This is a genomic window from Streptomyces sp. KMM 9044 (assembly GCF_024701375.2).
In the GTDB taxonomy this organism is placed as follows: domain Bacteria; phylum Actinomycetota; class Actinomycetes; order Streptomycetales; family Streptomycetaceae; genus Streptomyces.
On the sequence record NZ_CP113910.1, the window covers coordinates 1560346 to 1573356 of the forward strand.

Below are 13011 nucleotides of genomic sequence, written 5' to 3' on the forward strand. Positions count from 1 at the left end.
ACATGTGTGGCATCGCAGGCACGTACCGATGGCCGGACGGGAAGGCCGTCACCGACCGGCTCACCGACACCCTCGCCCACCGCGGCCCGGACGGGGCGGGCCGGTACGGCCACTCCGTGGGTGACGGCGAGGTGCACCTCGGGCACCGCCGGCTGGCCGTCATCGACCTGTCCGGGACCGGCGCCCAGCCCATGGTCTCCGGCGGCCTCGCCCTGACGTACAACGGCGAGCTGTACAACGCGCCCGAGCTGCGCGCCGAACTGGCGGCCGCCGGGGTGCGCTTCCGCGGCACCTCCGACACCGAGGTGCTGCTGGAGGCGTGGCGGCGCTGGGGCACGGGCTGCCTTCCCCGACTGCGCGGCATGTTCGCGTTCGGGATCTTCGACGAGCGGACCGGTGAGCTGGTGCTCGCCCGCGACCAGCTCGGCGTCAAGCCGCTGTTCCTGCTGCGGCGCGGCGAGGGTCTGGTGTTCGCCTCCGAACTCAAGGCGCTCGCCGCCGTGACCGGCGGATCGCTGGAGGTGGACCACGCGGCGCTGGTGGCCTCGCTGCTGTACTACTGGGTGCCGGACTCGCGGTGCGCGTTCCGCGAGGCGGAGAAGCTGCCGCCGGGGAGCTGGCTGAGGTGCCGGCCCGACGGCCGGGTGGAGCGCGGCCGGTACTGGAACCTGAGGGACGTCGCCGCCGAAGCCCGGGAGCGGGCCCTGGCCGGTGAGCAGCCGGACATCGCCGCCGTCGTGGAGGAGTCGACCCGGCGTCACCTGCTCTCCGACGTCCCCGTGGCGACCTTCCTCTCCGGTGGTCTGGACTCCAGCTATCTGACCGCGCTCGCGGCCCGTGACCGGCCCGGGATCTCCGCGTACACGATCGGCTTCCGCGCCGAGGACGCCAGGTTCGAGGCGATGCCGGACGACCTGCGTTACGCCCGGCAGGTGGCCGAGCGGTTCGGTGTCGACCTGCGCGAGATCGAGATCGCCCCGGACGTACTCGACCTGCTGCCGCGGATGACGTACCACCTGGACGAGCCGATCGGCGATCCCGCCGCGATCAACACGTTCCTGATCTGCTCGGCCGCCCGGGAGGCCGGGGTGAAGGTGATGCTCTCGGGGATGGGTGCCGACGAGCTGTTCGCCGGGTACCGCAAGCACCTGGCCAACCTGCTCGCGCTGCGCTACCAGCGCGTCCCGCGGCCCCTGCGGCGCGGGGTGTCCGGCGCCGTGGACCGGCTGCCGGTGGCCACGGCGCGCCGGGGGTACCGGTCGGTGCGCTTCGCGAAGCGGTTCCTGTCCTTCGCCGACCTGCCGGAGGAGACCGCGTTCCGGCGCAGCTACACCCTGTACGACCGGCACGAGCTGCTCGCCCTGGTCGATCCGGATCTCGCCGGGACGGTCGACGACGTGCTGACCGAGCACGCGGACGTCTACGGGGACAACGGTCTCGACGATTTCGTCAACCGCATGTGCCTGGCCGACGCCCGCATGTTCCTGCCGGGCCTGAACCTCGCGTACACGGACCGCTCCAGCATGGCCGCCTCGACCGAGGTGCGGGTGCCGTACGTGGACGTCGAGGTGGTGAAGGCGGCGTTCGCCGTGCCCGGCCACCGCAAGATCGCCGGGCGGCAGGGGAAGGCCGTCCTCAAGAAGGCGGCCGACTCCGTCCTGCCCCGGGAGATCGTCTACCGGCCCAAGGGCCTGTTCAGCGCCCCGCTGCGGGCCTGGATGAGCCGGGACCTCGCACCACTGGTGCGCGAGGTGGTCAACGACGGTGAGCTCGTCCGTTCCGGGTTGCTGCGCCGCGACGCGCTCCAGCGGCTCGTCGCCGAGGACGCCGCCGGACAGCAGGACTTCTCCAAGCATCTGTGGCACGTGCTGACCCTCGAGTACTGGTACCGCGGCGCGACCTCCGGGTCCGGCCAGAACCCTCCGACGGCGTAGAGAACAAGAGGACTTCGGGTGAAACAGGTCGTACAGAACTACAAGAGCGGCGAACTGGCCCTGCTCGACGTGCCGGTACCGGGGTGCAAGCCGGGCGGGGTGCTGGTCCGCACCGCCTACTCGCTGATCTCCACCGGGACCGAGCTGATGAAGGTGTCCGAGGCCGGCATGTCGATGCTGGGCAAGGCCCGTTCCCGGCCGGACCAGGTGGCCAAGGTGGTGCAGAGCGTGGCCGTCAACGGGGTGCCCGCCACCTACCGCAAGGTGATGGGCAAGCTGGACTCCTGGACGCCGCTGGGCTATTCGCTGTGCGGGGTGGTGGAGCAGGTCGGCGCCGGGATCGACGACGTCAAGGTCGGCGACCTGGTGGCCTGCGCCGGAAACGAGCACGCGCTGCACGCCGAGCTGAACTGGGTGCCGAAGAACCTCTACGCACCGGTGCCGGACGGTCTCGCGCCGCAGCACGCGGCGTTCGGCACCGTCGGGTCGATCGCGCTGCAGGGAGTGCGCCGGGGCGAGTCGCAGCTCGGCGACGTGGCGCTGGTCATCGGCCTCGGGCTGATCGGCCAGTTGGTGGTGCAGCTGCTCGCCGCCTCGGGGGTCCGGGTCGTCGGGGCCGATCCCGACCCGGTGCGCTGCGAGCTCGCCGAGCGGCTGGGCGCGGCGGCCTGCGGCGACCCCGGCTCCCCGGCCGTGGAGCAGGCCGTCGCCGAACTCACCGGCGGCCTGGGCGTGGACCAGGTGTACCTGGCCGCCGGCGGCGGCAGCAACCAGCCCGTCGAGCTGGCCGCCCGGCTCTCCCGGGACCGGGGCCGGGTGATCGACATCGGCAAGTGCCGTCTCGACCTGCCGTGGAACGCGTACTACGAGAAGGAGCTCGACGTCCGGTTCTCCCGCAGTTACGGCCCCGGACGCTACGACCCGGAGTACGAGCTGGAGGGCCGGGACTACCCGGTCGGCTACGTGCGCTGGACCGAGCGCCGCAACCTGGCGTGCTTCCTCGATCTCGCCGCCCGGGGCCGCCTCGACGTGGAGCCCCTGGTCTCCCACACGGCCGACTTCGACGACGCCGTCGAGACGTACCGGAGTCTGGAGGGAGGCGGGCTGAAGGCCGTGGCCGTGCTGTTCCGGTACCCCGGGCGGACGGTGGAGACGTGGGCCCCGGAGGTGACCGTGCCCTCGGTGCGACGTGGCGGCTCGATGTCCGCCCCGGTCCGGGACGCCGGGACGCCGGTGCGGCTCGCGTTCGTCGGCGCGGGCAACTACGCGACGTCGATGCTGCTGCCGCACCTGGCGGGGCGCGACGGTGTCGAGCTGTCCACGGTCGTCACCACGACGTCGCTGTCCGCGGCCAACGCGCAGCGGAAGTTCGGCTTCGCCGGGGCGACCACCGATCTCGACGCCGTGCTCGGCGACCCGTCCGTCGACGCGGTGTTCGTGGTCACCCGGCACAGTTCGCACGCCGGCCTGGTCGGGAAGGCGCTGCTGGCCGGCAAGGCGGTGTTCGTGGAGAAGCCGCTGGCGCTCACCGAGGACGAACTGGCGGGCGTGCTGGCGGCGGTGGAGGAGTCCGGCAACGACCGGCTCCAGGTGGGCTTCAACCGCCGGTTCGCGCCGCTGCTGCGGGAGGCCCAGGAACGCTTCGGTCCCCGCACCGGGCCGGGGCACGTCCGCTGCCTGGTCAACGCGGGCCGCCTCGGCCACGGCAGCTGGTACCTCCAACAGGACACGGAGGGCTCGCGGTTCGTGGGTGAGGGCGGACACTTCATCGACACGGCGAGCCGACTGCTCGGGGCCGACCCGGTCTCGGTGTACGCGCTCACCACGCCCGGCGGCGAGGACCTCCAGGTGGTGCTGCGCTACCCGGACGGGTCCACCGCCACCATCAGCTACGTCACCACCGGCCCGGCGGGCTTCCCCAAGGAGACCCTGGACCTGGTCGCGGACGGCCGTGCACTGCGCCTCGACGACTTCGTCCGTGCCTCTGTCTACGACGGCCGCAAGCGGTGGGTCAGTTCGCGGCTGCCCAAGGCCCGGGACAAGGGCCAGTCCGCCCAACTGGCCGCGTTCGTCAGGGCGGTGCGGACCGGCGGGCCGATGCCGGTGCCACTGGAGTCGCTGGTCGCCACCACGGCGGCGACCCTCGCCGTGCGGGCGGGCCTGGCCGCCGGCGCGCCGGTGACGCTGGCGGGCGCGCGATGACGATGAGCGCGGGCTGGTACCTGCGGCGGCTGTCCCGGATGGGGCCGCGGGAGGTCGGCGGCCGGGTGGGCGACGCGGTGCGCAGGCGGCGGTGGCGGTCGGCCCGGCCGCCGGACTGCCCGGGCGTGACCGGTGCCCGGTTCACCGCCGTCCTGCCCGCCGGGACGATCGCCGCGGTGCCGCCGGACGCCGCGAAACGCCTCGTCGCCGAGGCGGACCGGCTGATGGCCGGGCACACGGAGTTCTTCGGGGTGGAGCGCGCCGACCTGGCCGACCCGGACTGGTGGTTCGACCCGAGGACCGGGCGCCGGGCTCCGGGGGGCTACGCCTTCGACGTGCCGTACCGGGACGAGGACTCGGTCGGCGACATCAAGCAGATCTGGGAGCCGTCCCGGCACCAGTACCTGACCGTGCTCGCCGCCGCCTACGCGGTCACCGGGGACGAGCGGTACGCCGAGCGCGTCGCCGGGCACCTGCGGTCGTGGTGGGCGGCCAACCCGCCGCTGCGCGGGGTGCACTGGACCAGCGGCATCGAGCTGGGCATCCGGCTGCTGTCCTGGGTGTGGATCCGCCGACTGCTCGACGGCTGGCCGGGCGCGGCCGGGCTGTTCGAGGACGACCCGGTGGTACGGAACCAGATCTGGCACCACCAGCGCTGGCTGGCCGCCTTCCCCAGCCGGGGGTCCTCGGCCAACAACCACGTCGTCGCCGAGGCGACCGGGCAGTTCGCCGCGGCCTGCGCGTTCGGCTGGTTCCCCGACTCGGCGCGCCTGCGGGCCGACGCGCTGCGGTCGCTGGAGCGGCATCTGCGCGGCAACACCTTCGGCTCCGGCCTCAACCGCGAACTCGCCACCGAATACCACGGACTGGTGCTGGAACTCGGCCTGGCCGCCGTCGCCGAGGCCGACGCCGCGGGCGTGCCGGTGCCCGCGACCGTACGACTGGTGCTGCTGCGGATGACGGACGCGCTCGCGGCCGTCGTGGACGACCGGCTGCGGCCTCCCCGCCAGGGGGACGCCGACGACGGGCACGGTCTGGTCGTGGACGGCGCGGGCACCGACCGCTGGGGCTCGCTGCTGGCCACCGGAGACGCCGTGTTCGGCCGGCTCCCGTGGTGGCCGGAGGTGACCGGCACGGATGTGCGCACCTCGCTGCTGGCCGCGTTCATCCGGCCCGGAGCTCCGGTGCCTTCCGGCCGCGCTCCCACGCCCGGCATCCACCCCGGCCGTACGACACTCGTGGACAGGTGGCTCCGCCCGGCGGCCCGCACCCGCCGAGCGGCCCCCCTGGACAGGTGGCTGCGCCGCGTGACCGGCGACGCCGCCCGCCGGGGGCAGGCACCGATCCTCGCGGCGCCCACCCCTGGCGGGGACAGCGGGAACCCTCCGGCAGGCTCCACCCCGGCCGTGTCCCGCCCGGCGAGCCGGCCGGACCACTTCGCCGACGCGGGGCTCACCGTCCTGCGCGGTCCGGAGGGGATCTGGTGCCGCTGCGACGGCGGCCCGCACGGGTTCCTCTCCATCGCCGCGCACGCCCACGCGGACGCGCTGTCCGTGGAGGTCCGGCACGACGGGGTCGACGTGCTCGCCGACCCGGGGACCTACTGCTACCACGGGCAGCCCGAGTGGCGGCGGTACTTCCGTTCGACCCTCGGCCACAACACCCTGGAGCTGGACGGCGCCGACCAGTCCGTCTCCGGCGGCCCGTTCCTGTGGACCCGGCACGCCCGCAGCCGCGTCCTGTCCGTGGACACCTCCGGCGAGGACGTGGCCCGCTGGTGCGCCGAACACGACGGGTACGGGACATCCGTGCACCGCCGCCGGGTGGAACTGACGTACGCCACGCGGGAGCTGAGGCTGGTCGACGAGGTACGCGGCCCGCGCCGGGCCGTCCGGCTGGCGTTCCACCTCGGCCCCTCGATCACCGCGGACATGGCGGGCAACCGGGCGGTGCTCACCTGGACCCGGGGCGGCGAGGACCGCTCCGCGGTGCTCGACCTGCCCGCGCGGCTGGACTGGCGGGCGCACCGCGGCGAGAGCGACCCGCCGCTGGGCTGGTACTCCCCCGGCTTCGGCCGCAGGGAACCCGCCACCACGCTGGTCGGCACCGGCCTCACCGACGGCACGGAGGGCTTCACCACCGTGCTGGGGTTCAAGGACTGAGGGGAGGAGGGCAGTTGGGGAGCACTTGGCGGCGCCGGGCGTTACCGGCGGCAGCGCTGGCACTGGTCCTGCTGGCGGCGACCGGCTGTGACAGCACGCCGGACGCACGGCCAAAACCGACCGCCACGCCGTCCACCCCCGTGGCCCGGGTGTGTGCCGATCCCGAACCCGGGCCGGCCAAGGCGCCGGCGGGAGCGGTGACCGTGGACCCCGCGGTCACCGGTGACCTCGCCGCGAAGACCAGGAGCAGTCCCCCGAACACCACCTTCTGGCTCCGTCCGGGCACGCACCGGCTCGAGCCGGACCGCTATGCCCAGGTCGTCCCCAAGGAGGGCAACACCTACCTCGGCGCGCCGGGCGCGGTGCTCGACGGCCGGAAGACCAACCAGTACGCGTTCGGCGGCACCGCCCGGGACGTCACCGTCCGCCACCTGACCGTGCAGGGCTTCGTCGCACCGCACGACGAGGGCGTCGTCAACCACGACTCCGCCGACGGGTGGGTGATCGAGCACGCGACGATCCGGAACAACACCGGCGCCGGGCTGATGGCCGGCGCCCGCCAGCAAGTACGCGCCAACTGCCTCCGTGACAACGGCCAGTACGGCATGAACGCCTACCAGGCCGGCAACCGCATCACCGGCCTGGTGGTCGAGGGCAACGAGATCACCGGCAACAACACCGGCGACTGGGAGCGGAAGCGGCCGGGCTGCGGCTGCACCGGCGGCGTCAAGTTCTGGGCCGTCGACGGCGCCGACGTACGCGGCAACTGGGTGCACGACAACCGCGGAACCGGACTGTGGGCGGACACCAACAACAACGACTTCCGCATCGAGGACAACGTGCTCGAGGCCAACGACGGTGCCGCGCTGATCTACGAGACCAGCTACAACGCTGTCGTCCGGGGCAACACGATCCGGCGGAACAACTGGGTCGAGGGACGCAGGTACGCCGACCGCGGCGACACCTTCCCGTTCGCGACCGTCTACGTGTCCGAGTCCGGCGGCGAACCACGGGTGCGGGCCCGCACGGACAGGATCGAGATCCACCGGAACGTCCTGGAGGACAACTGGTCCGGGATCACCCTGTGGGAGAACGCCGACCGGTTCTGCAACAGCCCGGCCAACACCTCCTCCGGTGACTGCACGTTACTGGTGAAGGACACCGCCCGCTGCGCGCAGCCGGCGATCGCCGCCGCACCCCTCCACTCCGACTGCCGGTGGAAGACCCAGCGGGTGGACATCCACGACAACCGCTTCCTGCTGGACAAGTCCGTCGTCGACTGCACGGACCGGTGCGACCGCATGGCGGTACTGGCCAACTACGGCACCCACCCGGACTGGTCGCCGTACCAGGGCGAGCGGGTCGCCGAGGCGGTCACCCACGGGCAGCACAACCGCTGGCACGACAACGTCTACGTCGGAGCGTGGAAGTTCGTCGCCCACGACCCGAGCCGGGTGCTGGACCGAGGGCAGTGGCAGGGCGCGCCGTACCGGCAGGACGCGGGCAGCACCTTCCGTACCCGGGACGGTGGTTGACATGGGTGCCGACCGCATGCCGAGGGCCGTCAGGACGGCCTGGGGGCTGCTGGTCCTCAACACGCTCGGCTCCGCCGGCGCGAAGACCGTCGTGCCGCTGCCCCGCTCCCTCATCCAGATGGTCACCATGGGCGCGCTGGTCGCCGCGTTCGTGCTGGCGCTCACGGTCAATCTCCGGCTGTGCGTCCGGCCGAGCGCCTTCCTGTTCCTGCTCACCCTGCTGCTGGTGCCGAGCGTGCTCGCCAGCGCGAGCCTGGAGTCCGGGTTCGGCGCGCTGTTCCGCTGCGCCCGGCTGACTCTCTTCGTCGGCACGCTGTGGCTGCTCAGCCGCTGGTGGAACGGCGGCACGGCCTTCGTGCGGCACCACATCCGGATGTACTTCCTGGTGCTGTGCTCGGTGGCCGCCGGGCTGGCCGTCTCTCCGGGGGCCGCCCTGCCCGACCTCTACGGCGGGCGGCTGGTCGGCGCGTTGTGGCCGCTCACCCCGCCGCAGATCGGACAGTACGCCGCGGTGATCACCGGGCTCACCGTGCTGCTCCTGCTGGGCCGCCGCACCGACCGGGGCAGCGCGGCCCTGGTCGTCGTGCCGGCCCTGGTCCTGCTCTCGCTGACCCACACCCGTACGGCCACGCTCGGACTGATCGCCGGGCTGGGAGTGGCCATGGGCTCGCTCGTCCTGACCAGCGCCGCCGCCCGCCGGTTCTTCACCTGGGCGGTGCTGTGCGCCGCCGTGGCCGCGGTGGGGTTCGGCTCCGCGCTGCAGGCGTGGTTCCTGCGCGGACAGAGCCAGGAGAACCTCACCAGCCTCACCGGCCGGGCCAAGGTGTGGGACGCCCTGCTGGCGGCACCCCGGACGGCCTCGGAGTACCTGTTCGGCGCGGGCCTGGGCGACAAGTCGTTCGGCGGGTTGCCCATCGACAACAGCTGGCTGGCCGTCTACCACGAGCAGGGGACGACCGGGGTCACCCTGGTCGCGGCGATGATCGCCGTGCTGGGCGGTGTCGCGCTGCTGCGGCCTCCGTCGCTGTCGAGGGCCTGCGCGCTGTTCCTGATCAGCTACTGCGCCATCGCCTCGTACACCGAGGCCGGGCTGGGCGACGCCTCGCCGTATCTGCTGCATCTGACCGTGGCCGCATCCCTGTTGGCGGCGCCCGCCGCGGCCCCTTCCCTCGCGGCGCCCGGGGGCCCCCGGCGGCGCGTTCCGCGGTGGGCCCAGAGTTCGGAGGTGACCTGAGCATGCACGTCCTCGTGGTGCACAACCGCTACGCCTCGGCGCAGCCGAGCGGGGAGAACAAGGTCGTCGACCAGGAGACGGCGCTGCTGCGCGGGGCCGGCCACCGGGTCGGACTGTTCGAGCGGCGCAGCGACGACATCGCCGGCCGGTCCCTGCCCGGCAAGGCCGCACTGCCGCTGCTCGTGCCGTGGAATCCCGCGGTCCGCAGGGAACTCGCCGCGCGGCTGCGCCGCGAACGGCCGGACGTGGTGCACATCCACAACGTCTTCCCGCTCCTGTCGCCGGCGGTGCTGGCCGCCTGCGCCGACGCCGGCGTGCCCGCCGTCGCCACGCTGCACAACTACACCCAGGTCTGCCCGCCCGGCACGCTGCAGCGGGACGGCCGGCCGTGCGCCGAGTGCGTCGGAGCCTCGCCGCTGCCCGCCGTCCGGCACGGCTGCTACCGCGGCTCCCGGCTGGCCACGGTGCCGCTCGCGGTCAGCCTGTCGGTCAACCGGCGACGGTGGTGGTCCGGCGTGGAGCGGTTCTTCTGCATCTCCGCGGCGCAGCGCGACGTCCTGGTGGAGGCCGGCATGCCCGCCGGACGGCTGGCGGTGAAGCACAACTTCGTGCCCGACCCGGAGGTCCGCCGGGCGGGTGACGGTGAGCATCTGCTCTTCCTCGGCCGCCTCGCGGAGGCCAAGGGCGTGCGGCTGCTGATGGCCGCGTGGGACGAGATCGCCACCGGCGGCGGCGCGGGCGTGCCGCTCGTGATCGTCGGGTCGGGGCCGCTGGAGCGGGAGGTGGCCGCCTGGGCGGCGGGCCGGGACGACGTGCGGTACGCCGGCCTGTACGACACGGCTCAGTGCCGCCAGGCCGTCGCGCGGTCGGTCGCCGTGGTGGCTCCCTCGACGTGGTGGGAGACCTTCGGCCTGGTGGTCGTGGAGGCGATGGCGGCAGGGGTACCGGCCGTCGCCGCCGGGCACGGCGCCTTCGCCGAACTCGTCGAGGACGGGAGGACGGGGCTGCTGCACCGGCCGGGCGACGCCGCCTCGCTCGCGTCCTGCCTGCGCCACATCACCGCCGAGGCGGCCCGTAACCGGGAGATGGGGCAGGCGGCCCGGCGCCGTTACGAGCAAGACTTCAGCCCGGCCGTCGGGCTGGAGCGCCTGCTGGAGGGGTACCGCACCGCGGTCGCGGGGCGGTCGGGCGGCGGGGACGGCCCGCCGCCGGGGGACGGAAGCACTGGCTCGCGGCGGGATCACCCGCGCGGGCGGGATGGGGGCAGTAGATGACACGATGCCGACTCTGCGGCTCGGGGGCGCTCGCGAGCGTCGTCGACCTGGGGGCGACTCCGCCGTGCGAGAGCTTTCTCGCCGCGGACCGACTGGACCGGCCGGAACCGGCGTACCCGCTGCATCTGCGGGTGTGCACGGACTGCTGGCTCGCGCAAATCCCTCCGCTGATCACTCCGGAGGAGACGTTCACGCAGTACGCGTACTTCTCCTCCTACTCGACCTCCTGGGTGGAGCACGCGCGCACGTTCGTCGCCGACGCGGCGGCCCGGCTGGGTCTCGGCGCGGACTCTTTCGTGGTCGAGGTCGCGAGCAACGACGGGTACCTGCTGAAGCACGTGGTGGACCGCCGGATCCGCTGCCTCGGCATCGAGCCGTCGGTGAACGTCGGCGCCATCGCGCGGGACGCGGGTGTGCCCACGCTCACGGCGTTCCTCGACCCGGCCACCGGTTCCGGCGTCCGCGCCGAGCACGGCCCGGCGGACCTGGTCGTGGCCAACAACGTGTACGCGCACATACCCGACGTGGTCGGCTTCACCCGGGGGCTGCGCGCCCTGGTCGCCGACGACGGCTGGGTCTCCATCGAGGTGCAGCACCTGCTGACCCTGATCGAGGAGAACCAGTACGACACGATCTACCACGAGCACTTCCAGTACTACACGGTCGCGGCCGCGGCCCGGGCGCTGGCGAGCGGCGGACTCACGCTGGTGGACGTGGAGTTGCTGCCGACGCACGGCGGTTCCGTCCGGCTGTGGGCGCGGCCGGACGGGGTGGCCGGGGAGCCGTCCCGGCGGGTGGCCGACGTCCTGGACCGGGAGAAGGCCGCCGGGCTGCAGGAGCTCTCCGGGTACGCCGAGTTCGCCGCCCGGGTGGCCAAGGTACGCCGTGACCTGCTGCGGTTCCTCATCGAGGCGGCCGAACGCGGCGAGACGGTCGTCGGCTACGGCGCGCCGGGCAAGGGCAACACCCTGCTCAACCACTGCGGCATCCGGCCCGACCTGCTGCCGTACACGGTCGACCGCAACCCCTACAAGCACGGCAGGTTCACCCCCGGCACCCGCATCCCGATCCTGCCGCCGGAGCGGATCGCCGTCGACCGGCCGGACTACGTCCTCGTGCTCCCGTGGAACCTGCGGGCCGAGCTGACCGAGCAGCTGTCCTTCGTGCACGAGTGGGGCGGGCGGCTGGTCTTCCCCATACCGGAACTGAGCATTGTCGAGGTCGAGCGATGAAGGTCGTACTGTTCTGCGGCGGTTACGGGCTGCGGATGCGCAGCGGGACCTCCGACGACGTGCCCAAGCCGATGGCGATGGTCGGGCCGCGCCCGCTGATCTGGCACATCATGCGCTACTACGCGTACTACGGGCACACGGAGTTCATCCTGTGCCTCGGCTACGGGGCGCACCACATCAAGGACTTCTTCCTCAACTACGAGGAGACGACGTCCAACGACTTCGTCCTGCGGGGCGGGCGGACCGAGTTGCTGTCCACCGACATCGCCGACTGGACGATCACGTTCGCGCAGACCGGCATCGAGTCGCCGATCGGGGAGCGGCTGCGCCGGGTGCGGCACCACCTGGACGGCGACGAGATGTTCCTCGCCAACTACGCCGACGTGCTCACCGACGCCCCGCTGCCGGAGATGATCGACCGGTTCGCGCGGCGCGACGCCGGCGCGTCGATGATGGTGGTGCCGCCGCAGTCCTCGTTCCACTGCGTGAACCTGGGCGAGGACGGCCTGGTGGGGGGCATCACCCCGGTGAGTGAACTGCCGCTGTGGGAGAACGGCGGTTACTTCGTCCTGCGCCGGGAGGTCCTCGACCACATCCCCGAGGGCGGTGACCTGGTCGCCGACGGATGTGCGCAGCTGGCCAAGCAGGGGCGGCTGGTGGCCCACCGGCACCGCGGTTTCTGGAAGCCGACCGACACCGTGAAGGAGCGGGCCGCGCTTGACGAGGCCTACGCCCGGGGCGACCGCCCGTGGGCGGTGTGGGAACGGGACGGTGCGGGCGCCGGGGCGAGGGCGTGATCCGGCTCGGCGCCGGGCGCCTGGACCGGCTCGCCGCGGTGGGCGCGCACTGCGACGACATCGCCATCGGCGCCGGCGGCACGCTGCTGACGCTGTGCCTCGCCCGGCCCGGGATCCGCGTCGACGCGCTGGTGCTCTCCGGCGGCGGCGAGCGGGAGCAGGAGGAGCGGGCCGCGCTCGCCGCCTTCTGCCCCGGTGCCGACCTGCGGCTGACCGTGCTCAAGCTGCCGGACGGCCGGATGCCGGCGCACTGGGAGGAGGCCAAGGCCGCGGTCGAGGAACTGCGCGCACGGACCGAACCGGATCTCGTGCTGGCCCCGCGCACCGAGGACGCGCACCAGGACCACCGCGGGCTGGCGCGGTTGATGACCACCGCGTTCCGGGACCACCTCGTGCTCGGCTACGAGATCGTCAAGTGGGACGGCGACCTCGGCCGGATGGCGGCGTACCAGCCGTTGTCGCCGGAGACCGCCGAGCGGAAGGTGCGGCTGCTGCAGGAGCACTACCCCTCGCAGCGGCACCGGCCCTGGTACGACCGGGAGGCCTTCCTGGGGCTGGCCCGGATCCGCGGCATCGAATGCCACGCCCGCTACGCCGAGGCGTTCGCCGTCACCAAACTCACTCTCGACCTGGGGGAATGA

General features: G+C 73.1%; 9 protein-coding genes. All 9 read left to right on the forward strand.

The annotated features are described in order from the left end of the window. Nucleotides 1–2 precede the first annotated feature (2 nt). Genes asnB through HUV60_RS07070 form a run of 9 tightly spaced genes read left to right on the forward strand, consistent with a single transcriptional unit; the run spans nucleotide 3 to nucleotide 13011 of the window. Nucleotides 3–1934, forward strand: a complete 1932-nt coding sequence (asnB, locus tag HUV60_RS07030) for an asparagine synthase (glutamine-hydrolyzing) (protein ID WP_257848235.1) — start codon at nucleotides 3–5, stop codon at nucleotides 1932–1934. An 18-nt stretch (nucleotides 1935–1952) separates the two neighbouring features. Further along, nucleotides 1953–4136 carry a bi-domain-containing oxidoreductase gene (locus HUV60_RS07035; RefSeq protein ID WP_257848234.1) on the forward strand — a complete coding sequence of 728 codons (2184 nt, stop codon included), beginning with the start codon at nucleotides 1953–1955 and terminating at the stop codon, nucleotides 4134–4136. Beyond that, on the forward strand, nucleotides 4133–6298 hold the full coding sequence (locus tag HUV60_RS07040; protein WP_257848233.1) for an alginate lyase family protein: 2166 nt from the start codon (nucleotides 4133–4135) through the stop codon (nucleotides 6296–6298). The genes HUV60_RS07035 and HUV60_RS07040 overlap by 4 nt, the downstream gene beginning before the upstream one ends. A 14-nt stretch (nucleotides 6299–6312) precedes the next feature. Continuing rightward, nucleotides 6313–7833 carry a right-handed parallel beta-helix repeat-containing protein gene (locus HUV60_RS07045; protein WP_257848232.1) on the forward strand — a complete coding sequence of 507 codons (1521 nt, stop codon included), beginning with the start codon at nucleotides 6313–6315 and terminating at the stop codon, nucleotides 7831–7833. A gap of 1 nt (nucleotide 7834) precedes the next feature. Then, nucleotides 7835–9067: an O-antigen ligase domain-containing protein gene (locus HUV60_RS07050; protein WP_257848231.1), complete on the forward strand. Its 1233-nt coding sequence runs from the start codon at nucleotides 7835–7837 to the stop codon at nucleotides 9065–9067. A gap of 2 nt (nucleotides 9068–9069) precedes the next feature. Continuing rightward, nucleotides 9070–10341 carry a glycosyltransferase gene (locus tag HUV60_RS07055; protein WP_257848230.1) on the forward strand — a complete coding sequence of 424 codons (1272 nt, stop codon included), beginning with the start codon at nucleotides 9070–9072 and terminating at the stop codon, nucleotides 10339–10341. Further along, nucleotides 10338–11573, forward strand: coding sequence for a class I SAM-dependent methyltransferase (locus tag HUV60_RS07060; protein WP_257848229.1), 1236 nt, complete (start codon nucleotides 10338–10340; stop codon nucleotides 11571–11573). The genes HUV60_RS07055 and HUV60_RS07060 overlap by 4 nt, the downstream gene beginning before the upstream one ends. Then, on the forward strand, nucleotides 11570–12370 hold the full coding sequence (locus tag HUV60_RS07065) for a glucose-1-phosphate cytidylyltransferase (RefSeq protein ID WP_257848228.1): 801 nt from the start codon (nucleotides 11570–11572) through the stop codon (nucleotides 12368–12370). The genes HUV60_RS07060 and HUV60_RS07065 overlap by 4 nt, the downstream gene beginning before the upstream one ends. Then, nucleotides 12367–13011: a PIG-L deacetylase family protein gene (locus HUV60_RS07070; protein WP_257848227.1), complete on the forward strand. Its 645-nt coding sequence runs from the start codon at nucleotides 12367–12369 to the stop codon at nucleotides 13009–13011. Before HUV60_RS07065 ends, HUV60_RS07070 begins: the two co-directional genes overlap by 4 nt.

Bases quoted from the DNA above. Each gene is read 5' to 3' on its own strand.
- HUV60_RS07050 (WP_257848231.1), top strand. From the start codon at position 7,835: ATGGGTGCCGACCGCATGCCGAGGGCCGTCAGGACGGCCTGGGGGCTG.
- asnB (WP_257848235.1), top strand. From the start codon at position 3: ATGTGTGGCATCGCAGGCACGTACCGATGGCCGGACGGGAAGGCCGTC.
- HUV60_RS07065 (WP_257848228.1), top strand. From the start codon at position 11,570: ATGAAGGTCGTACTGTTCTGCGGCGGTTACGGGCTGCGGATGCGCAGC.
- HUV60_RS07040 (WP_257848233.1), top strand. From the start codon at position 4,133: ATGACGATGAGCGCGGGCTGGTACCTGCGGCGGCTGTCCCGGATGGGG.
- HUV60_RS07060 (WP_257848229.1), top strand. From the start codon at position 10,338: ATGACACGATGCCGACTCTGCGGCTCGGGGGCGCTCGCGAGCGTCGTC.
- HUV60_RS07055 (WP_257848230.1), top strand. From the start codon at position 9,070: ATGCACGTCCTCGTGGTGCACAACCGCTACGCCTCGGCGCAGCCGAGC.